This window comes from Variovorax sp. VaC1 (genome assembly GCF_043658315.1).
Classification (GTDB): Bacteria; Pseudomonadota; Gammaproteobacteria; order Burkholderiales; family Burkholderiaceae_C; genus Variovorax.
The window spans coordinates 319,340-340,738 of the sequence record NZ_JBIGLT010000007.1; the positions used below are offsets into that span (position 1 = coordinate 319,340).

20 protein-coding genes are annotated in these 21,399 nt (G+C 68.7%); 12 read left to right on the forward strand and 8 right to left on the reverse strand.

The annotated features are described in order from the left end of the window. Window positions 1–162: 162 nt before the first annotated feature. Window positions 163–1,449, forward strand: coding sequence for an ammonium transporter (locus ACGLHS_RS26980; protein WP_394484802.1), 1,287 nt, complete (start codon window positions 163–165; stop codon window positions 1,447–1,449). An 18-nt stretch (window positions 1,450–1,467) separates the two neighbouring features. Next, window positions 1,468–1,770 (forward strand): hypothetical protein, encoded by a 303-nt coding sequence (locus ACGLHS_RS26985; RefSeq protein ID WP_093246454.1) that lies wholly within the window; start codon window positions 1,468–1,470, stop codon window positions 1,768–1,770. 194 nt (window positions 1,771–1,964) lie between these two features. Here the strand turns inward: ACGLHS_RS26985 and ACGLHS_RS26990 are convergent, their stop codons facing one another. The 6 genes from ACGLHS_RS26990 to ACGLHS_RS27015 all read right to left on the reverse strand — a co-directional run bounded on the left by ACGLHS_RS26990 (window position 1,965) and on the right by ACGLHS_RS27015 (window position 9,010). Beyond that, complete coding sequence (locus ACGLHS_RS26990; RefSeq protein ID WP_394484804.1) at window positions 1,965–3,638, reverse strand: thiamine pyrophosphate-binding protein; 1,674 nt, start codon at window positions 3,636–3,638, stop codon at window positions 1,965–1,967. Window positions 3,639–3,804: 166 nt separating this feature from the next. Continuing rightward, entirely contained in the window at window positions 3,805–5,025 is a 1,221-nt protein-coding gene (locus ACGLHS_RS26995; protein ID WP_394484806.1) for a pyridoxal phosphate-dependent aminotransferase, read from the reverse strand. Then, window positions 5,022–5,924, reverse strand: a complete 903-nt coding sequence (locus ACGLHS_RS27000; RefSeq protein WP_394484808.1) for an amino acid ABC transporter substrate-binding protein — start codon at window positions 5,922–5,924, stop codon at window positions 5,022–5,024. Before ACGLHS_RS27000 ends, ACGLHS_RS26995 begins: the two co-directional genes overlap by 4 nt. A gap of 98 nt (window positions 5,925–6,022) precedes the next feature. After that, window positions 6,023–7,561, reverse strand: a complete 1,539-nt coding sequence (locus tag ACGLHS_RS27005) for an aldehyde dehydrogenase family protein (RefSeq protein WP_394484810.1) — start codon at window positions 7,559–7,561, stop codon at window positions 6,023–6,025. Between the two features lie 94 nt (window positions 7,562–7,655). Further along, on the reverse strand, window positions 7,656–8,075 hold the full coding sequence (locus ACGLHS_RS27010) for an MAPEG family protein (RefSeq protein ID WP_093246459.1): 420 nt from the start codon (window positions 8,073–8,075) through the stop codon (window positions 7,656–7,658). Between the two features lie 77 nt (window positions 8,076–8,152). Then, window positions 8,153–9,010, reverse strand: a complete 858-nt coding sequence (locus tag ACGLHS_RS27015) for an IclR family transcriptional regulator (protein WP_093246460.1) — start codon at window positions 9,008–9,010, stop codon at window positions 8,153–8,155. 205 nt (window positions 9,011–9,215) lie between these two features. Here ACGLHS_RS27015 and ACGLHS_RS27020 point away from each other — a divergent pair, with 205 nt between their 5' ends. From ACGLHS_RS27020 to ACGLHS_RS27060, 9 genes are all read left to right on the forward strand, one after another. Then, a complete protein-coding gene (locus ACGLHS_RS27020; protein WP_394484812.1) occupies window positions 9,216–10,286 on the forward strand; it encodes an ABC transporter ATP-binding protein in 1,071 nt (356 codons plus the stop codon). Continuing rightward, on the forward strand, window positions 10,283–11,143 hold the full coding sequence (locus ACGLHS_RS27025; protein ID WP_394484814.1) for an ABC transporter permease: 861 nt from the start codon (window positions 10,283–10,285) through the stop codon (window positions 11,141–11,143). Before ACGLHS_RS27020 ends, ACGLHS_RS27025 begins: the two co-directional genes overlap by 4 nt. A gap of 87 nt (window positions 11,144–11,230) precedes the next feature. Continuing rightward, window positions 11,231–12,025, forward strand: coding sequence for an ABC transporter permease (locus ACGLHS_RS27030; RefSeq protein ID WP_394484816.1), 795 nt, complete (start codon window positions 11,231–11,233; stop codon window positions 12,023–12,025). After that, a complete protein-coding gene (locus tag ACGLHS_RS27035; RefSeq protein ID WP_394484817.1) occupies window positions 12,022–12,345 on the forward strand; it encodes a (2Fe-2S)-binding protein in 324 nt (107 codons plus the stop codon). Before ACGLHS_RS27030 ends, ACGLHS_RS27035 begins: the two co-directional genes overlap by 4 nt. Next, window positions 12,342–13,757 carry an FAD-dependent oxidoreductase gene (locus tag ACGLHS_RS27040; RefSeq protein WP_394484819.1) on the forward strand — a complete coding sequence of 472 codons (1,416 nt, stop codon included), beginning with the start codon at window positions 12,342–12,344 and terminating at the stop codon, window positions 13,755–13,757. Before ACGLHS_RS27035 ends, ACGLHS_RS27040 begins: the two co-directional genes overlap by 4 nt. Then, a complete protein-coding gene (locus ACGLHS_RS27045; RefSeq protein ID WP_394484822.1) occupies window positions 13,754–14,929 on the forward strand; it encodes an NAD(P)/FAD-dependent oxidoreductase in 1,176 nt (391 codons plus the stop codon). The genes ACGLHS_RS27040 and ACGLHS_RS27045 overlap by 4 nt, the downstream gene beginning before the upstream one ends. Window positions 14,930–14,940: 11 nt before the next feature. Continuing rightward, window positions 14,941–16,011, forward strand: a complete 1,071-nt coding sequence (locus tag ACGLHS_RS27050) for an ABC transporter substrate-binding protein (RefSeq protein ID WP_394484824.1) — start codon at window positions 14,941–14,943, stop codon at window positions 16,009–16,011. A 147-nt stretch (window positions 16,012–16,158) separates the two neighbouring features. Continuing rightward, window positions 16,159–16,515 carry a YciI family protein gene (locus tag ACGLHS_RS27055; protein ID WP_394484826.1) on the forward strand — a complete coding sequence of 119 codons (357 nt, stop codon included), beginning with the start codon at window positions 16,159–16,161 and terminating at the stop codon, window positions 16,513–16,515. A gap of 6 nt (window positions 16,516–16,521) precedes the next feature. After that, window positions 16,522–17,790 (forward strand): RNA polymerase sigma factor, encoded by a 1,269-nt coding sequence (locus ACGLHS_RS27060; RefSeq protein ID WP_394484828.1) that lies wholly within the window; start codon window positions 16,522–16,524, stop codon window positions 17,788–17,790. Here ACGLHS_RS27060 and tet read toward each other — a convergent pair. Next, on the reverse strand, window positions 17,754–19,004 hold the full coding sequence (tet, locus tag ACGLHS_RS27065; RefSeq protein WP_394484829.1) for a Tet(A)/Tet(B)/Tet(C) family tetracycline efflux MFS transporter: 1,251 nt from the start codon (window positions 19,002–19,004) through the stop codon (window positions 17,754–17,756). The genes ACGLHS_RS27060 and tet overlap by 37 nt on opposite strands. Before the next feature lie 79 nt (window positions 19,005–19,083). Here tet and tetR point away from each other — a divergent pair, with 79 nt between their 5' ends. Beyond that, complete coding sequence (gene tetR / locus ACGLHS_RS27070) at window positions 19,084–19,749, forward strand: tetracycline resistance transcriptional repressor TetR (RefSeq protein WP_394484831.1); 666 nt, start codon at window positions 19,084–19,086, stop codon at window positions 19,747–19,749. A 7-nt stretch (window positions 19,750–19,756) separates the two neighbouring features. Here tetR and ACGLHS_RS27075 read toward each other — a convergent pair whose 3' ends face one another. After that, a complete protein-coding gene (locus tag ACGLHS_RS27075) occupies window positions 19,757–21,397 on the reverse strand; it encodes a GMC family oxidoreductase (RefSeq protein WP_394484833.1) in 1,641 nt (546 codons plus the stop codon). Window positions 21,398–21,399 lie beyond the last annotated feature (2 nt).

Consider the following 21,399-nt stretch of genomic DNA (forward strand, 5'->3'; position numbering starts at 1 on the left):
GGGATTGTCTCCTCGGACCCTCGGCAGCACGAGCAGGGCCCGTTCGCGAGTGCGCAGACTTTAGGGGGTGCACCGCGCCAGTGCATTAGGAATTACCCGCTTTGCCTTACCTGCGAAGACCTGTTCGCAAACCAAAGTGTTTCTGGTAGTTAACGATGTGGCATGACTTGTGCACTGCACACCACGGTTCACCACCCGAAGAAGAGCACCGTCATGGCCCTGGTCCCGCAAGCCTCCATCAACGCGGCCGACACCGCCTGGATGATGACCTCGACCGCGCTGGTGCTGCTGATGACGCTGCCCGGCATCGCCCTCTTCTATGCGGGCATGGTGCGCCGCAAGAACGTGCTGGCGACCATGGCCGCGGTCGTGGCGATTGCCGCGGCGGTCTCGCTGACCTGGTTCGCGCTGGGCTATTCGCTGGCGTTCACCGAGGGCTGGCCCTGGCTGGGCGGCACCGGGCGCTTCTGGTTCTCGGGTTTCGAGTACCTGAAGGACGCCGGCCAGGTGGCGGTGAGCCATGTCGCGCCCAACGTACCCGAATCGATCTACGCGATGTTCCAGCTGACCTTCGCGATCATCACCACCGCGCTGGTGCTGGGCGCCTTTGTCGAGCGCATGCGCTTTTCGGCGGTGCTGTGGTTCGCGCTGCTGTGGAGCGTGCTGGTCTATGCACCGATCGCGCACTGGGTGTGGGAACCGGGCGGCTGGCTCGCGCAGATGGGCGCGCTCGACTTCGCGGGCGGCTCGGTGGTGCACGTCAACGCGGGCATCGCGGGGCTGGTCTGCGCCTATGCGCTCGGGCCGCGAAAGGGCTACGGGCGCGAGGCCTTCGAGCCGTACAGCCTGGCCTTCACGATGGTGGGCGCGGGCCTGCTGTGGGTGGGCTGGTTCGGCTTCAATGCGGGCTCGGCGGTGGCAGCGGACGGGCGCGCGGGCCTGGCGATGCTGGTCACGCACATCGCGGCGGCGGCCGGGGCGATGAGCTGGATGGTCGGCGAATGGACCGTGCGGCGCAGTCCGTCGCTGCTGGGGCTGTGTTCGGGGCTGGTGGCGGGGCTGGTCGCGATCACGCCCGCAGCGGGCTTCGTGACGCCGCCGGCGGCGCTGGCCATCGGCGCCATCGCGGGGCTGGCCTGTTATTGGGGCGCGACGGGCCTGAAGCACCTGCTGGGCGCGGACGATTCGCTCGACGTGTTCGGCGTGCACGGCATCGGCGGCATCGTGGGCGCGCTGCTCACGGGCGTGTTCGCCGATGCGCGTGTCTCGGGCGCGACCGGCAATGTGCTGACGCAGGCCATCGCCGTCGGCAGCGTGGCGATCTACAGTGCGGCGGGAACGGCGATCGTGCTGTTCCTGGTGCATGTGCTGGTCGGATTGCGCGTCGATCCGGAAAGCGAGCAACTGGGCCTCGATCTTGCACAGCATCGTGAACACCTGGGGAGCTGATCCACCGACGGAGGAACCATGCCATCCATGTCCGAAAGCGAACGCATCGCCCTCGCCGCCCGCCTCCACGTGGCATTGCGGCGAAAGCATGGGCGCGTGACCGACACCGAGTGGATGGCAACCAATGCCGAGTACGCCGCCGAGATCGTGCGCATGACGCGTGCGCACGCGGCGGACACGCAGGACGCGGAACTGGAGCAGCTCGCGACACGCCTCGAACAGGCGATGGAGCCGCTGGCGCGGGCTGCGCGGCTGGCGGCGCGGCAGCCGGATGGGAATCCGCCTACGCCGCCGCCTCGCTATGTGGGTGGGTTGCGTTGACTCTTGGGTTGCGCGGATTCATTCGGGGCGCGTGCACAGGACATCGGGTACTCCCCTCCGCGAATGTCCCCCGGCCTTCGGCCTCCTCCTTTATTTCGCTGCGGGGAGCACCCGGTGCCCTGTGCACAGTGGGCGCTGCCGTTGCGCTGGCCGATCAACCACGGCGCTGAACAATCACGCCCTCCGTCGCTGACTCAACTCGCAGCCAGCGCCGCCTTGCGAATGCTCTGGAGCGTGCTGACCGGCGTGATGGCTTCCGGGTCCAGCAGGCAATGCAGGATCGCGGGCTTGCCGCTGGCACGGGCGCGCGCCAGTGCGGGGCCGAACTCTTCGGTATTCGTCACGCGCTCGCCGTGGCCACCGAACACTTCGGCATAGCCGCGGAAATCCGGGTTCTTCAACTGGGTCGCGCTGATGCGGCCGGGGTAATGCTTTTCCTGGTGCATGCGGATCGTGCCGTACATGGCGTTGTCCAGCAGCACCACGATGATCGGCAGGCCGTACTGCACGGCGGTCGCGAACTCCTGGCCGTGCATCATGAAATCGCCGTCGCCCGCGAAGACGACCACCTCGCGCTGCGGCCACAGCCGCTTGGCACCGACACCGGCCGGCAGGCCGTAGCCCATCGAGCCGCTGGTGGGTGCGAGCTGGCTGGCGAACGCACGGAACGGCCAGAAGCGGTGCACCCAGGTGGCGAAGTTGCCCGCGCCGTTGCAGAAGATGGTGTCGGCCGGCAGCACTTCGCGCAGGTGCTGCATGACCTCCCCCATCTGCAGCGGGCCGGGAATGCGGATGGGAGCCGGGTCGCTCCAGCGCAGGAAATCTTCGCGCGCGGTCTTCGTCTCGGCCTGCCAGGTCGGCGTTGAAGCCGGGCGCAATGCGCTCACCGCTTCGGCAAACGCCTGAGGCGTGGCATGAATGCCGAGCGCAGGGCGGTAGAGCTTGCCGAGTTCGTCGGCATTGGCGTGCACGTGCACCAGCGCCTGTTTGGGCTGCGGAATGGCCAGCAGCTCGTAGCCTTGCGATGGCACTTCCGACAGCCGCCCGCCGACCAGCAGTACGAGGTCTGAATTGCGGATGCGTTCGAGCATGCGCGGGTTCGCGCCAAGGCCCAGGTCGCCGGCATAGCAAGGGTGCTCGGCCGACATCAGCATCTGGCGGCGGAACGAGCAGTACACGGGCAGCGAGAAAGCCTCGGCGAAACCTGCGAACTGCCGCGTGGCTTCTTCCGACCAGCGGCTGCCGCCCAGAATGACGACCGGCCGTTGCGCCTGCGACAGGCGCTGCTGCAGGTCGGCCAGTTGCGCCGCGCCGGGATGGGTTTCGGTCACGGCATACGGCAGCGCATCGGCCACCGTCGCGGCTTCGGTCAGCATGTCTTCGGGCAGTGCGATCACCACGGGGCCGGGGCGGCCCGAGGTGGCGACATGGAAGGCGCGCGACACCAGCTCGGGCACGCGCGCCGGATCGTCGATCTGCACGACCCACTTGGCCATGGTGCCGAAGACCGCGCCGTAGTCCAGCTCCTGGAAGGCCTCGCGGCCCAGCGCATCGCGCGCGACCTGGCCCACGAACAGCAGCAGCGGCGTCGAGTCCTGGTGCGCGATGTGCACGCCGGCCGCCGCGTTGGTGGCACCCGGTCCGCGCGTGACGAAGCAGACCCCGGGCTTGCCGGTGAGCTTGCCCTGCGCCTCGGCCATCATGGTGGCGCCGCCTTCCTGGCGGCACACGGTCACGTCGATGGCGGCGTCGTGCAGCGCATCGAGCACGGCGAGAAAGCTTTCGCCGGGCACGCAGAAGAGCTGCTGCACGCCGTGGGTGATGAGCTGGTCGACCAGGATCTGGCCGCCGGTGCGGGAGGAAGTCATGCAGTGTCCAAGGAGATGATGAAGGTATGAGGTGCGGGTCTTGCCCCTTCCCCCTCTGGGGGAAGGTTGGGATGGGGGCAAGCGGCGGTCGATGGGCCGACAGCAATTGCAAGGCCGCCTGCCCCCACCCCTGCCCTCCCCCAAAGGGGGAGGGAGAAATTCAAAGTCATTCGAGGGCTTCGCATGCAGCGGCGATGCGGGCACAGGCTTCTTCGAGTTGCGCCATCGACGTTGCATACGAAATGCGGAAATACGGCGCCAGCCCGAACACGCTGCCCGGCACCACCGCCACTTCAAAGTCCTGCAGCAGATAGCGGCAGAAGTCGCTGTCGGTCTGCAGCAGCGCGCCGCCACGGGTGCGCTTGCCGAGCACGCCGGCGCAGCTCGCAAAGGTATAGAACGCGCCCTCGGGCACGCGGCAATGCAGGCCAGGCATGCGGTTCAGCGCGGCCACCACGAAGTCACGACGCGCCTGGAAATCGGCGCACCGTTCGGCCACGATCTCCTGCGGCCCGGTCAGCGCTTCGATGGCCGCCGCCTGGGTGATCGACGACGGGCACGAGGTCGACTGGCTCTGCACCACCGCCATTGCGCCGATCAGCGCACGCGGCCCCGCGCCGTAACCCAGGCGCCAGCCGGTCATGGCGTAGGCCTTCGACACGCCGTTCACCGTCAGCGTGCGTTCGCGCAGGCGCGGTTCGATCGCCACGGGCGTGGCAAAGGCCAACCCGTCGTAGAGGATGTGTTCGTAGATGTCGTCCGCCAGCACCCACACCTGCGGATGGCGCAGCAGCACATCGCACAGCGGCTGCAACTGCGCCGCGCTGTAGGCCGCGCCGCTCGGGTTCGACGGCGAATTCAGAAAGAGCCAGCGCGTGCGCGGCGTGATCGCCGCTTCGAGCTGCGTTGCGCTCAGGCGAAATCCGTTCTCTTCGCTGCAGGCCACCGACACCGGCACGCCGCCGCAGATCTGCACGATGTCCGCGTAAGAGGTCCAGTACGGCGCGGGCAGGATCACTTCGTCGCCGGGGTCGAGGCTCGCCATCAGCGCGTTGAAGATCACCTGCTTGGCGCCCGCGCTCACGCTGATCTCGTCGAGCGCGAATTCAAGCGCGTTGTCGCGCCTGAACTTGAGCTGCACCGCCGCCTTCATCGCCGGGCTGCCGTCGAGCACCGTGTAGCGCGTGTCGCCCTTTTCGATGGCGCGCACCGCCGCTTCGCGGATGTTGTGCGGCGTGTCGAAGTCGGGCTCGCCCGCGCCCAGCACGATCACCGGCCGGCCCGCGCGCTTGAGCGCGTTCGCCTGGTCGGTGATGCGCAGGATCTCCGAGACGTGGATGGCGCGCACGCGCTGCGCCGGCGAGAACACGGCGGTGTCGGGGGTCACTTGGTGTAGGTCTCCAGTGGCTTGTCGTTGGGTTCGAGCATCAGCTGCTTGAGCGCCGGGCTCATCGGCAGGTTCAGGCTGGTGTTCTTCGGCGGAATGGCTGCCACGAACCACTTGGTGTAGATCTTTTCCAGCTCGCCGCTCTTCATGAGCTTGCGCAGCGAATCGTCCACCGCGCTCTTGAAGGCCGGGTCGTCCTTGCGGAACAGCAGCGCGATGGGCTCGGAACCCAGCGCCTCGCCCACGATGCGGTAGGAGGCCGGGCTCTTCGAGTTGGCGATGATGCCGGCGAGCAGGTTGTCGTCGAGCACGAAGGCATCGGCACGGCCCGACTCCATCAGCAGGAAGCTTTCGAGATGGTCCTTGCCGAGCATCGTGTTGTACGAGACGTTCTGCGCGCGCTCGCGCTTGCGCAGCAACTGCACGGCGGTGGTGCCGGTCGATGCCGACACGTTGCGGCCCGCGAGCTGGTCGAGCGTGGTGATGCCCGAGTCGACCTTGGTCGCCATGCGCACTTCGCTCACGTACGTGGTGAGCGCAAAAGCCACCTGCTGCTGGCGCGCGGTGTTGTTGGTGGTGGGGCCGCAGCCGATGTCGAGCGTGCCGTTCTGCACCAGCGGGATGGTGTTCTGCGCGGTCACGGCCATGTATTCGAGCCTGGCGTTGGGCGCGATGTCTTTCAGCACGCGCTCGCACAGCTCGACGTGGTAGCCCACGTACTTCTCGCCCGCGCCCAGCATGTAGGCCATCGGCGGCGAGGCTTCGCGCACGCCGAGCACGACCTTGCCATTGGCCTTGATCTTGTCGAGCGTGCCGGTGGTGGCGGTCTGCGCGCTGGCGCCGCCGAATGCGAGCGCGAGCAGCGCTGCGGTGGCAAGGGTCTTCAATTGCATCTTCATCTTCTCTGTCTCCTGGTAGTTTTTCTTTGAAAGGCACGGCCGCTTCCTTGCCGCTGCAGCCGAGTGCTGCGCGGCAGGAACAACGGGCCGGGGGGCGATCAGTCGCCGATGTCGAAGGTCACGCCCTGGGCCAGGGGCAGTGCCGTCGAGTAGTTGATGGTGTTGGTGGCGCGGCGCATGTACGCCTTCCAGCTGTCGGAGCCGGCTTCGCGGCCGCCGCCGGTTTCCTTCTCGCCACCGAAGGCGCCGCCAATTTCAGCGCCGCTCGGGCCGATGTTGACGTTGGCGATGCCGCAGTCCGAACCCGCGCTGGACATGAAGCGCTCGGCCTCGCGCACGTTGAGCGTGAAGATCGACGACGACAGGCCCGCGCCCACCGCGTTGTGCCATTCGATGGCTTCGTCGAGTTCGGTGTAGCGCACCACGTACAGGATGGGCGCGAAGGTTTCGCGCAGCACCGGGCCGGCGTGCGCCTTCAGCTCCACGAGCGCCGGGCGCACGTAGTAGGCGTCTTGCGTGCCGATGCCGTCGACGCGCTGGCCGCCGTGCACCGTCGCGCCGGCTTCGCGGCTTTCGCCGAGCGCCTTCTGCATGCCGTCGAAGGCGGCGCGGTCGATCAGCGGACCGACCAGCGTGCCGGCCTCGCGCGGATCGCCCACTTGCACGTTGCCATAAACCTTCGCGAGCTTGGGCACCAGCGCGTCGTACACGCTGTCGTGCACGAACAGGCGGCGCAGCGTGGTGCAGCGCTGGCCGGCCGTGCCCATCGCCGCGAAGGCGATGCCGCGCAGCGTGAGGTCGAGGTCGGCCGAGGGCGTGACGATGGCGGCGTTGTTGCCACCCAGTTCAAGAATCGCGCGGGCGAAACGCGCCGCCAGCTTCGGCCCGACCTGCCGCCCCATCGCGGTGGAGCCGGTGGCCGAAAGAATCGGCACGCGGTGGTCGTCGACCAGCACTTCGCCGATGTCGCGCTGGCCCAGCAGCAGGCCGAGCAGGCCTTCGGGCGCATCGCCGAAGCGCTCGATGGCGCGCTGCGCGATGGCGTGCGTGGCCAGCGCGGTCAGCGGTGTCTTCTCGGACGGCTTCCACACCACCGAGTCGCCGCACACCAGCGCCAGCGCCGCGTTCCACGACCACACGGCCACCGGAAAGTTGAAGGCCGAGATCACGCCGCACACGCCCAGCGGATGCCAGGTTTCCATCATCCGGTGCTCGGCGCGCTCGGTGGCCAGCGTGAGGCCATAGAGCTGGCGAGAGAGGCCGACCGCGAAGTCGCAGATGTCGATCATTTCCTGCACCTCGCCCGCGCCTTCGGACGGGATCTTGCCGGCCTCCAGCGTGACGAGGCGGCCCAGGTCGCGCTTGGCGGCGCGCAGCTCTTCGCCCAGGAGGCGCACCAGCTCGCCGCGGCGCGGCGCCGGCACATTGCGCCAGGCCTTGAAGGCCTCGTGCGCGCGGCCGATGGCGCCGGTGGCCTCGACCGGCGTGGTCTGCGGCACCTGCGCGATCACCTCGCCGGTGACCGGGGAGCGCACCGCCAGATCGCCGCCGGTGTAGGCGGTGTGCGGCACGCCCAGGCGCTGCAGCAGTTGTTCGACTTCGGTGGCGACGGGAAGGGGGGTGTGGGCTTCGGACATCCGGGCAATATCAGCGAATCCCGCACCCTTGCATAGCGAAAATATGGAAGGACCTGATGCGTTTCAGGAATGAACTCGCGACATTCGCGTGCGGCTAGCGCACCAACCGGGTCGCTGCCGATACCCAGAGCATCACCAGCACCCCGTTGCTCACGGCGAACAGCACCAGCCGCTGGACGACGTGGTTGTAGGTCAGGTGCACCACGCTGTGCAGCACGCGCAGGGCCACGTACGCCCAGGCCAGCCAGATCACCGTGGGCGACGGCATGGCCGCCACGTAGAACAGCAGGCACACCACATAGAACAGGACCGGCAGCTCCAGCAGGTTCATGTAGTTGCGGTTCGGCACGCGCACCGCATCGGGCACGGCCGGCGATTCGCCCAGGCGGAAATCGGCGGCCCGCACCTCGCGGCGATTCACCGCGCGGATGCGGACGATGGGAATCAGCAGCAGGACGAAGCCCGTCCATGCGGCCAGGGCGAACACGGGGTAGAGGATCGAAGGGTCGTGCATGAAGAAGGCTCCACGTTGTCGTTCGATGGATGGATGGATGAGCGGAAGACGAAACGGCCGATGCGCCCGCCGCGAGCCTACGCCGGCCCGGGCGCCTCGGGCAGCGTGATGCGCTGCCCCGCCGGCGACCCCGCCAGGCTCTGCGCCGGCCGCCGCAGCGTCGCGTCGAAGGGGTTGATCTTCGGCCCGATGGCCGCTGCTTCGCGCTTCAGCAGCTCGACCACCGTGGGCATGCGGTCGGGGTTGAGCCGGTCGGCGATGGTGCCCACGCTCAGCGCGGCCACGGCGCGCCCTTCACGGTCGAGGATCGGCACCGCCACGCCGGCCATGCCTTCGAGCAGGCCGGTGTTGCGCCCCGCGTAGCCCTGCTGCCGCACGCGCTCGATCTCGGTGCGCAAATAGACCTCGTCGTACACGCCGTACTCGCGCACACGCGACAGGTTGAAGCGGATCACTTCCTCGCGCTCGGCTTCGGGCAGAAAGGCCAGGATCGCCAGCGCGCCTTGCCCCACGCCCAGCGCAATGCGCCCGCCGATGTCGCCGGTGAAGGAGCGGATCGGGAACGGCCCTTCGCTGCGGTCCAGGCACACCGCGTCGAAACCGCTGCGCGCCAATAGAAAGATGCTGTCGCCCAGGCTCGCGCACAGCCGCAGCAGCACCGGCCGGCAGATCGAGCGCAGGTCGCCGGGGTTGCCCGCGCTGGCCGCGAGCGCGAAGAAGTCGATGCTGAGCCGGTAGAGCTTGCTGCGTTCGTCCTGCTCGACCATGCCTTCGGCCATGAGCGATTGCAGCAAACGGTGCGTGGTGGCCTGCGTGAGGCCCACGGACCGTGCGATCTGGGTCACGCGGCCGCCTTCGGCCTGCACCGCGCCGAGCGCGCGGATCACCGAAAAGACGCGGGGCACGCCGCCGCTGGCCGCCGTTGGGGTTTCCATACCTTCCTCCTGTGGAATTTCTTGGACTGCGTTCGGCCATCATATTTCATTGAACGGAATAAATCAGATAAAAATTCTGATTAATGGAATACCCGAGGCGATCTGGCGCAATCGTTGCAATAGAGTGAATTGAAAGCAGCAAGTCGTCCATGGCATGCACCAAGGTGTCGCACGCCATCCATTCGCACCGCAGAAAGGCTCTTCCATGTCATTCCTCCGGCTCACCGACGTGACCAAGTTCTATGGCGCCACCCGCGCGGTGTCGGCCATGAACCTCACGGTGGAAAAGGGCGAGTTCGTCTCGCTGCTCGGCCCTTCGGGCTGCGGCAAGACCACGACGCTGCAGATGATTGCGGGCTTCGAGGCGGTGAGCAGCGGGCGCATCGAACTGGCGGGCAAGGACATCACGCATGCCAAGGCCAACACGCGCGGGCTGGGCATCGTGTTCCAGACCTACGCCCTGTTCCCGCACATGACGGTGGCCGACAACGTGAGCTTCGGCCTCGAAATGCGCAAGATGCCCAAGGCCGAGCGCGCCGACCGCGTGAAGCAGGCGCTGGCGCTGGTGCACCTGGAGGCACACGCCACGCGCTACCCGCGCGAGCTCTCGGGCGGCCAGCGGCAACGCGTGGCGCTGGCCCGCGCGCTAGTCATCGAGCCGCCGGTGCTGCTGCTCGACGAACCCCTGTCCAACCTCGACGCCAAGCTGCGCGAAGAGATGCAGTTCGAGCTGCGCCAGATTCAGCGCAAGGTCGGCACCACCACGGTGATGGTCACGCACGACCAGAGCGAGGCCATGTCCATCAGCGACCGCGTGGTGGTGATGGAAGGCGGCTGCGCCACGCAGATCGACCATCCGCAGCGGGTGTACGAGCACCCGAGCACGCGCTTCATCTCGACCTTCGTGGGCAAGGCCAACCTGCTGAACTGCCGCGTGTCGAACAGTGGCGCCACCCGCACCTGCGTCGAGGTCGGCGCGCTCTCGCTCGACGTGGACGACACGGGTTTTCGCGTCGACGCATCGGCGCTGCTGAGCGTGCGGCCCGAGAAGCTGCAGCTGGTGCCGCCGGGCCGGGGCCGCCTCGACGGCGAGGTGCAGGAGCGCTTTTTCCTCGGCAGCCAGTGGCTCTACCGCATCGCCACGCCGGTCGGCGACCTCACGGTGCTGAGCCCCAACGATGGCCGCGACGCGCTCGACGAAGGCGCCCGCACCGGCATCGACTGGCCCGCCCACTGCATGCGGCTGCTGCCCGCCGACGAGGCCGTGGCGGCATGAGCAGCGTGCAGAACAAAGCCACGCCGTGGTGGCTGTCGGGGCCGGCGCTGCTGCTGTTCACCGCGCTGCTGTTGGTGCCGCTCGCGCTCACGGCCGTGCTGTCGTTCAACGTGTACGACCCGGCCACCGGGCCGAAGGCCGGCGAGTTCACGCTCGCGCACTACGCGCTGGTGTTCTCGGACTCCTATTACCTCGGTATCTTCTGGCGCACCTTCTGGGTCTCGGCCCTCGTCACGCTGATCTGCGTCGTGATCGGCGCACCCGAGGCCTATGTGCTGAGCCGCATGCGTAACCCGTGGCGCTCGGTATTGCTGCTGGTGGTGCTCGCGCCGCTGCTGGTGTCGGTGGTGGTGCGCGCCTTCGGCTGGAGCATGCTGCTCGGGCCCGAAGGCGCGGTGAACGGACTGCTGGGCCTGCTCGGCATCGGGCCGGTGAAGATCCTCTACACCAACGCGGCGGTGGTCATCGCGCTGGTGCACGTGATGCTGCCCTTCATGGTGATCCCGGTGTGGACCTCGCTGCAGAAGCTGGACCCGGGTGTCGAGAACGCGGCGCTCTCGCTCAACGCCACGCCCTTCACCACGCTGCGGCGCATCGTGCTGCCGCAGGTGATGCCGGGCATTCTGTCGGGCAGCCTGATCGTGTTCGGCCTGGCCGCGAGTTCGTTCGCCATTCCGGGTCTGCTGGGTGGGCGGCGGCTGAAGATGGTCGCGACCATCGTCTACGACGAATACCTGAGCGAGCTGAACTGGCCGCTCGGCGCGGCCGTCGCACTCGTGTTGCTGGTGGCCAACCTCGTGGTCATGCTCAGCTACAACCGCCTCGTCGAAGGCCGCTACAAGAAAGCGCTGGGCTGACATGACCCCCACGCTCAATCACTACGTGTATTCGCTGCCCCCCAAGGGGGCGCAGGCCTCCCTTGGGGCGGCCCGGCGGGAGGCCCGATGAACAAGAACGGCCCCATCGCCCTCACCTTCAACGCGCTCGTCATCGTCTTCATGCTGGCACCGCTGGTGGTGGTGTGCATCGTCGCGTTCACGCCCGAGAACACGCTGACCATTCCGACCACGCACTTCTCGCTGCGCTGGTTCAAGGCGGTGTTCGCGCACCCCGACTTCATGCAGTCGTTCTGGAACAGCCTGTGGCTGGCGCTCAGCTCGGCCACCATCGCGACGCTGCTCGCGGTGCCGGCCGGCATGGCGATCACGCGCTATGAATTTCCGGGGCGCGACTTTCTCAATGGCCTCTTCCTGTCGCCGCTGATCGTGCCGCACCTGGTGCTGGGCGTGGCGCTGCTGCAGCTGTTCGCGCTGGTCGGCGGCACGGGCAGCTTCGGCTGGCTGGTGATGGCGCATGCGCTCATCGTCACGCCCTACACGCTGCGGCTGGTGGTGGCCGCGCTGGTGGGCTTCGACCGCAGCGCCGAACAGGCCGCGCTGTCGCTGGGCGCGAGCCAAGCCACGGTGTTCCGGCGCATCACGCTGCCGATGATCCTGCCCGGCGTCACCGGTGGCTGGATGCTGGCCTTCATCAACAGCTTCGACGAAGTGACGATGTCGATCTTTGTCACCGCGCCGAGCACGGTGACGCTGCCGGTGCGCATGTACATGTACGCGACCGAATCGATCGATCCGCTGATGGCGGCGGTGTCGGCGCTGATGGTGGCGGTCACGGCTTTCGCGATGGTGCTGCTCGACCGCATCTACGGGCTGGACCGCGTGCTGGTGGGACGCAGATGAGCACAAACACATCATCGACAACCGGCGCACGCGCGCTGCTGCATCGCGTGGCCGAGCAGAACGGCCGCGAGGCCGTGCCCTTCACGCTCGACGGTGCACCCGCGCGCGCACTGGCCGGCGACACCGTGCTGACGGCCGTGCTCACGCAATCCGATCAACTTCGGCGCAACGAATTCAGCGGGCTGCCGCGTGCCGGCTTCTGCATGATGGGCGCCTGCCAGGACTGCTGGATCTCGACCGACGAGGGCGAGCGGCTGCGCGCCTGCTCGACCTTCATCGCACCGGGCATGGCATTGGTCACGGGAAAGAACGGCGCATGACGACGACCACTGCAACGGCCAACGCATTGCGGCCCGTGATCGTCGGCGCCGGACCGGCCGGCGTGCGCGCCGCGCAAACACTGGTGGCGCACGGCCTGCGGCCCGTGGTGATCGATGAAGCTCCGCGTGCCGGCGGGCAGATCTACCGGCGTCCACCCACGGGCCTGACGCAGCGCAGCGCGCAAACGCTCTACGGCTTCGAGTCGAAGCGTGCCGATGCAGTACACCAGGCCTTCGACGCGCTGCAAGGCAGCATCGACCATCGCCCCGACAGCCTCGTGTGGAACGCGCAAGGGCAGCAACTCGACGTGCTGCACAACCCGACCCGCAGCACCCGCCGCGTGCCCTACAGCCATCTGATCGTGGCGACAGGCGCGACCGACCGCGTGCTGCCGGTGCCGGGCTGGACGCTGCCTGGCGTCTACACGCTCGGCGGTGCGCAGGTGGCGCTCAAATTCCAGGGCTGCGCCATCGGGCAGCGCGTGGTGTTCATGGGCACAGGGCCGTTGCTGTACCTGGTGGCGTATCAGTACGCGAAGGCCGGCGTGACGGTGGCGGCGGTGCTCGACACCGCGCGCCTTGCCGACCAGCTCGCCGCGACGCCCGCGATGCTGACGCAACCTGCCGTGTTCGCCAAGGGCGTGTACTACGTGGGCTGGCTGCGCGCGCATGGCGTTGCCCTGCACAGCGGCGTGCGTCCGCTGCGCGTGATCGGCGACGAACCGCAGGGTCGCGTCACCGGCGTGGCATGGCACGACGGTCGCGAAGAACGCACGCTGGCCTGCGATGCCGTCGGCTTCGGCTACGCGCTGCGCTCCGAGACGCAACTGGCCGACCTGCTCGGCTGCCGCTTCGACTACGCGCCGATGCACCGCGCCCATCTGCCGGTGCGCGATGCAGCGGGACGCGCCAGCGTCGAAGGCGTGTACCTCGCGGGCGATGGCGCCAGCATCATGGGCGCGGACGCGGCCGAGTGGGCCGGTGAGCGCGCCGCGCTGGCGCTGCTGGCCGACAACGGCGTGGCCATCGACGCCGCGCGCGCCACGGCACTCGAACACAAGCTCGACAGATTGACCACCTTCCGCCGCGGCCTGGAGCGCGCCTTCCCATTGCCGCAGGACTGGGCCGCGCACGCGCCCGACGATCTGGTGGTGTGCCGCTGCGAGAACGTCACGGCCGGCACGCTGCGCCAGACCGTCGCCATCAACGGCGCGGACGAGATGAACCGGCTCAAGGCCTTGTCGCGCGTGGGCATGGGCCGCTGCCAGGGCCGCATGTGCGGCGTGGCGGCGGCGGAGATCCTGGCGCATGCCACCGGCCAACCCGTGCAGCAGGTGGGCCGCTTGCGCGGACAGGCGCCGATCAAGCCTATTCCGATCCGGCTCGTGCCCTGCACGGAGGGCGACGCATGACGACGATCCGCACCTTGCGCACCGACGTCGCCATCATCGGCGGCGGCATCGTCGGCGCCTCCGCCGCGCTGGCGCTGCGGCAGATGGGCCTCGGCGTCGCGCTGCTGGAGCGCGACCTTTGCGGTTCGCGCTCCAGTGGCGTGAACTACGGCGGCGTGCGGCGACAGGGCCGTCCGCTGAGCCAGTTGCCGCTGGCACAGCGCGCACACCGCATCTGGGGTCGGCTGCCCGAGTTGCTCGGCACCGATGGTGAATACATCCGCTCGGGCCATTTCAAGATCGCACGCAGCGAGTCGGACATGGCCTCGCTGGAGCGCTACCGCACCATGAGCAGCGACTTCGACCTGGGCCTGGAGCTGATCTCCGCCGCGCGCCTACGCACGCAATGCCCCTGGCTCGGCACGCGCGCCGTGGGCGGCTCGCTGTGCGTGGAAGACGGGCAGGCCAATCCGCGCCTTGTGTCGCCGGCCTTCGCGCTCGCGGCGCAGCGCGCGGGCGCGCAGGTCTTCGAGCGCCACAAGGTCGACGAGGTCGCGCACGACGGCGCGCTCTTCATGGTGCGCTCCGGCAATGCACTCGAAGTGCAGGCGCCCGTGCTGCTCAACTGCGCGGGCGCCTGGGCCGGCGCCATCGCCGAACGGTTCGGCGAAACGCTGCCGCTGCGCTCGGGCCACCCGGTGATGGCAGTGACGGAGCCGGTGCCGCATTTCATGGACTGGAGCCTCGGCGTCGAGGGCGGCGGCATCTACTGCCGGCAGGTGGCGCGCGGCAATCTCGTGCTGGGCGGCGGCGCGGGCATTGCGCTCGATGCCGACCGCGCGCGCGTCGACCGCGACGCCATCGCCACGCTCGCGGTGCAGGCCATCGAGCTGCTGCCCACGCTGCGCCATGCGCATTTCATCCGCACCTGGAGCGGCACCGAAGGCTACCTGCCCGACCGCGAACCGGTGCTGGGCCCGAGCCGCACCACGCCGGGCCTGTTCCATGGCTTCGGCTTTGCGGGCGCGGGCTTCCAGATCGGTCCGGCCGCCGGCGAGGTGCTTGCCGAACTGGCACGCGACGGGCGCAGCAGCACGCCCATCGATGCCTTTGCCATCGAACGCTTCGACCCCGTTCCCGAACCTGAACCCCAACCTGCATCCACGACCGCTTCCGACGCCCTTCCCCACTGAAAGGAAAAACCATGCCTCGCCTCACCCGCTCCTGCTCCTTCTTCGCACGCCGCCCCCTGATCGCAGCAGCCGCCGCGCTCGCATGCAGCGGGGCCGCATTCGCGCAGACAGTCCCGACGCTCTACATCGGCATGAACGGCGGCACCATGGAGAAGGCGTACACGCAGTACGTGTTCCCGGCCTTCGAGAAGGCCTACGGCGCCAAGGTGGTGGTGGTGCCCGGCACCTCGTCCGACATCCTTGCGAAGGCGCAGGCCAACAAGGACAAGCCGCAGATGCACGTGATGTTCCTGGACGACGGCATCATGGTGCGCGCCATCGGCATGGGCCTGTGCCAGAAGCAGAAGCCCAGTCAGTCGCTCAGCGAGATCTACCCCGCCGCACGCTTCAAGGACGACATGGCCAGCGGCGTGAGCCTGGGCATGACGGGCCTGGCCTACAACGCGAAGATGTTCAAGGAAAAGGGCTGGGCCGCACCCACCTCGTGGATGGACCTGGCCGACCCGAAGTTCAAGGGCAAGGTGGTGTTCCAGTCGATGTCGTCCTCGTCCTTCGGGCTGCACGGCTTCCTGATGTTCAACCGCCTGCAGGGCGGCAACGACAAGAACGTGGAGCCGGGCTTCAAGGCCTGGCCCACCACCATCGGACCGAACGTGCTGGAGTACATCCCGAGTTCGGCCAAGCTGTCGGAGATGGTCCAGACCGGCGAGGCGGCGATCTTTCCGCTGACGCCGACCATCGTGGACTCGCTGAAGTCCAAGGGCATTCCGGTCGAGTACGCGCCGCCCAAGGAAGGCGCGGTGGTGCTGGTCACGGCGCAGTGCGTGATCGCCAACAACAGCGAGCCCGAGCTGTCGCAGAAGCTCGCCGAGTTCCTGCTCAGCCCGGTGGCTCAGGCCAACGTGCTGCAGTACGGCGCGCAGATCCCGACCAACGCCAAGGCCCCGGTGACGGGTGAAAGCGCGACCCAGGTGGCGAACATCAACAAGTGGATGAAGACCGCCGTCACCATCGACTGGGAGAGCATCAACGCGAACCGGCCAGCGTGGAACGCGCGCTGGAACAAGACCATCGAGCGCTGAGCCGCGGCATCATTCCTGGCGCAAGGGGCCGCAAGTTTTTCTTGCGGCCTTTTCTTTTTTTGTGATCCGATGTCGAAACCGCGCCGCGCCACGCGACATTGTCCAGGCGAGGCATGGTGCCGCGCCGTCACCAGAAGGAAGATCGTCATGGAATACATGCTGCTGCTCTTTTCGGACCCCACCGGGTTCGCGGCCCTGACCCCCGCGCAGACGAGCGAAGCCCTGGCCGCCTATGGCGCCTACGGCGAAGCCCTGCGCAAGGCCGGCGTGTTGCGCCACAGCAGCCGGCTGCGGCCGGCGACCACGGCCACCACCGTGCGGCTGCAATCCGGCAAGACCGAAGTGCTGAACGGCCCCTTCGCCGACACGCGCGAACAGCTCGGAGGCTATTACCTGATCGACGTGCCGGACCTCGACGCGGCCCTGTCCTGGGCCGCGCGCTGCCCTGGCGCGAGCCACGGCGCGGTCGAGGTGCGGCCGCTCTGGCCCGCCACCGACTACTGAGGCCCGATGACGGCCGACGACGCCCGTGCAGCGGCACGCGCGGCCGAATCGGCCGCGCGGCACAGCTACGGCAAGCTGGTCGCCTTCCTCTCGGCCCGCACGCACGACGTGGCGGGCGCCGAGGACGCACTGTCCGAAGCCTTCGCCGCCGCGCTGGCCGACTGGCCGGTGCAGGGCGTGCCTCGGGCGCCCGAAGCCTGGCTGCTGACCGTGGCACGGCGCCGCCGGGTCGACGCGGTGCGCCAGCGGGTGCTCGACGAAGACGCGGCCGCCCACCTGCAATGGCTGGCGGAGCTGACGGCCGACGAACACGAGGGCCGGGACGATCCGTCCGGCATGCCCGATCGCCGGCTGGGCCTGCTCTTCGCCTGCGCGCATCCGGGCATCGACCGCGGCGTGCGCGCGCCGCTGATGCTGCAGGTGGTGCTCGGCTTCGACGCCGCGGCGATTGCCTCGGCCTTCCTGATCGCGCCCGCCGCCATGGGCCAGCGGCTGAGCCGTGCCAAGGCGAAGATCCGTCAGGCCGGCATCGGCTTCGAAGTGCCGCCGCGCCATCTGCTGGCCGAGCGGCTCGACGCGGTGCTCGAAGCCATCTACGCGGCCTTCGCCGAAGGCTGGTCGGACCCCGAGGGCGCCGACGCGCGCCGCCGCAATCTCGCGGAAGAGGCCATCTGGCTGGGCCGACTGGTCGCGTCGCTGCTGCCCGACGAAGGCGAGGCGCTGGGCCTGCTGTCGCTGATGCTGCATGCGCACGCGCGCCGCGAGGCACGACGCGATGCCTCGGGCGCCTATGTGCCGCTGGGCGAGCAGGACACGCGGCGCTGGGACACCGCGATGATCGACGAAGCCGAAGCGCTGCTGTCGCGCGCCAGCCGCTGCCAGGACGACGGCGGCCGCTATCAGTTGGAAGCGGCGGTGCAGTCCGCGCACGCGGTGCGCCGCCACACCGGCCGCGCCGACTGGGTGGCCGTCGGCCAGTTGTACGACGCGCTGTGCGCGCTCACCGGTTCGCCGGTGGCGGCGCTCAACCGGGCGGTGGCCCTGGCGCAGACCATGGGGCCCGCGGCTGGCCTGTTGGCGCTCGACGCCCTCGCCGGCGACACGCGGCTGGCGGACTACCAACCCTACTGGGCCGCGCGCGCCGACCTGCTGGCCCGCAGCGGCGACGTGCCGGGGGCGGCACAGGCCTACCAGCTGGCGATCGGTCTCGAACGCGATCCGGCCGTGCGGCAGTTTCTTCAGCGACGCGCCGCGGCGGCGGCCGCCGGCGCCTGAGGTGTGGTCCTGCGCAGCAGCACCGGCAGGCACAGCAGGTAGAGCGCGGCGCCGACCAGCCACACGATGCCCGGAAAGCGCGCGCGGTACGCGAAGTACAGCGCGCTGATCAGCAACGGCCCGACCACCGAGGCCAGGCTGGAGATGCTCGCGAGCACGCCTTGCAGCCGCCCCTGGTCGGCTTCGCCCACGCGCCGCGAGAGCATCGCCTGCAGCGCGGGCTGACCGACGCCGCCCATGCACAGCAACGGCAGCAGCGCGAGTGCCATCCAGCCCTGCGAGGCGAAGGCGATCAACGCGTAGGCCGTGCAGTCGGAGAGGGTGCCGACCGCGATCGCCACGCGCTCGCCCCAGCGCTCGACCAGCGGACCCGCCAAAAAGCCCTGCACCACCGCGTGGATCAGGCCGAAGCCCGCGAGCGAAAGGCCGACCGTGGTGCCGTTCCAGGCGTAGCGGTCTTCGCCGTGGATCACCCAGGTCGTGCCGGCGACCTCGCCCACCAGCACGAGCACCAGGAACACGCCGAGGATCGGCAGCAGCGCGGGAAAGCCCGCCGCCCAGCGCAGCGGCGCAAGCGGATGCAGCACGCTGCGGTCGAAAGGCCGTGACGCGAGGTCGGGTGGGCGCGATTCGCGCAGCACCAGCAGGGCCACGAGGAAGGTCAGGCCGTTGAGCACCGCGGCCGCGATGAAGGGCAGCCGCACGCCGTGGTCGCCGAGCACGCCACCGATGGCCGGCCCAGCGATGAAGCCCAGGCCGAAGCAGGCGCCCATGCGGCCGAACCAGCGCGCGCGCTGGTCCTCGGGCGTGAGGTCGGCGACGGCGGCAGAGGCCACCGCCATGTTCGCGCCCGTCATGCCCGCGATCGCGCGGCCCACAAACAGCATCCACAGCGAGGGCGCGAAGGCCATGAAGAGCGCATCGATGGCCGCGCCCGCCACCGACACCAGCAGCACCGGCCGGCGGCCGAAACGGTCGCTGAGCGCGCCGAGCACTGGCGCGCAGAGGAACTGCATCAGCGCGTACAGCGAGAGAAAAGCGCCGAAGCGCCAGCCGAGATCACCCGTGTGGCCGACCTCGCGCAACAGGCCCGGCACGATCGGCATGACCAGGCTGATGCCGACGGCATCGAGCGTGACGATCGCCAGGATCACCGCATGCGCATGGCGACTGCCCGCGACTGAGGGGTTGGAAGAAATGTTGGAATTTATCATTGATAAGGAATTATCAGCGATAAATTCCAGGTTGTGAAGCACCCCACCCATCGGCCCGGAAACGGGCACGGACATCGGCATGAAACTGGACAGTGAAGTGATCCTCGAAGCAGCGCTTGCGTTGCTCGACGAGGTCGGCATGGACAAACTCAGCACCCGGCTGCTGGCCGAGCGGCTCGGCGTGCAGCAGCCCGCGCTGTACTGGCATTTCAAGAACAAGCGCGCGCTGCTCGATGCGATGAACCGCGAGCTCCTGCGGCGTGCGCACGATCGCCGGCTGCCTCTGCCCGAGGAAACGTGGGAGACCTTCCTGCGCGAGAACGCGCGCAGCTTCCGCCGCGCGCTGCTGGCACGGCGCGACGGCGCGCGCCTGCATGCCGGCTCCGAGCCCGACCCGGACGATCTCGACATGGTGGAAGCCCAGCTCGCGGCCGTGGTCCGCCTGGGCATGCCGGCAACGCAGGCCATGACGCTGCTGATCGCACTGGGCCGCTACACCGTGGGCTGCGTGCTCGAGGAACAGGCCGCGCCGCCCGATGCGCAAGTGCGGCAACAGACGCTCGATGCCGCCGCGGCGTCGCGCCCCCTGCTGGCCGAGGCCTTCGCCAACTACCGCAAGGCCGGCCCCGATGCGATGTTCGATGTCGGCGTGGACCTCATGCTCGAAGGCGCGAAGGCGCGGCTGGCGGCCGACAAAAAGCCCAAGCCCAAAGCCAGACCGGGCAAGCCGACGCCGCGCCGCTGACGCCGCCTCAGCGGCCGGCGCTGTCTTCGAGAATCCAGCCCGCCGCCTTCTCGGCCATCATCAATGTCGGGCTGTTGGTGTTGCCGCTGGTGATGGTGGGCATTGCACCCGCATCGACCACGCGCAGGCCCTGCACGCCACGCACGCGCAGCCTGGCGTCGAGCACCGCCATCGGGTCGCTGTCGGCGCCCATCTTCGTGGTGCCGACCGGATGGAAGATGGTGGTGGCGATGTCGCCCGCGAGCCGCGCGAGGTCTTCGTCGGTCTGGTACTGCGCGCCGGGCTTCCATTCTTCGGGCTTGTACTTGGCCAGCGCGGGCTGCGACGCGATGCGGCGCGTCACGCGCAATGAATCGGCCGCCACCTTGCGGTCTTCGTCGGTGCTCAGGTAGTTGGGCGCGATGGCGGGCGCATCTTCGAAGCGCCTGCTCTTGATGCGCACGGTGCCGCGGCTCGTGGGGTTCAGGTTGCACACGCTCGCGGTGAAGGCCGGGAAGCTGTGCAGCGGCTCGCCGAAGGCATCGAGCGACAGCGGCTGCACGTGGTATTGCAGGTTCGGCCATTCGTGGTCGGGCGAGCTGCGCGTGAAGGCGCCGAGCTGCGACGGCGCCATGCTCATCGGCCCGCTGCGCTTGAGCAGGTATTCGAGGCCGATCTTCGCCTTGCCGACCATCGACGACGCCAGCACGTTGAGCGTGGGCGCGCCGCTGATCTTGTAGACCGCGCGGATCTGCAGGTGGTCTTGCAGGTTGGCGCCGACGCCGGGCGCATCGAGCACCACGTCGATGCCGTGCTGGCGCAGCAGCTCGGCCGGGCCGACGCCCGAGAGCTGCAGGATCTGCGGCGAGCCGATGGCGCCCGCGCTCAGGATCACTTCGCGCGTGGCGTGCGCGGTGACCATCTCGCTGCCGTTCCACACCTCGGCGCCGGTGCAGCGGCGCGTGCCGTCGGGCAGCGTCTCGAACAGCAGGCGCGACACCTGCGCGCCGGTCCACAGCTCGAAGTTGGGCCTGCCATAGCAGGTCGGCCGCAGGAAGGCCTTGGCGGTGTTCCAGCGCCAGCCGCTCTTCTGGTTGACCTGGAAGTAGCCCACGCCTTCGTTGCTGCCACGGTTGAAGTCGGTGGTGTGCGGCACGTCGGCCTGCGCCGCGGCATCGGCGAAGGCGTCCAGGATGTCCCAGCGCAGGCGTTGCTTTTCCACGCGCCACTCGCCGCCCGCGCCGTGCATCTCGTCGGCGCCGAGATAGAAGTCTTCATGCTTCTTGAAGGCCGGCAGCACGTTCTGCCAGCGCCACGACTCGTCGCCCGTGAGCCGCGCCCACTGCTCGTAGTCGCGCGACTGGCCACGCATGTAGATCATGCCGTTGATGCTCGACGAGCCGCCCAGCGTCTTGCCGCGCGGATAGCGCAGCACGCGGCCGTTCAGGCCCGCATCGGGCTCGGTGGTGTAGAGCCAGTCGGTGCGCGGGTTGCCGATGCAATACAGGTAGCCCACCGGAATATGGATCCAGTGGTAGTCGTCCTTGCGGCCGGCCTCGATCAGCAGCACGCGCTTTGTCTTGTCCGCGCTGAGCCGGTTGGCCATGAGCGAACCCGCGGTGCCGGCGCCAATGATGATGAAGTCGAAGGTGATGTCGTTGTCTCTCATCT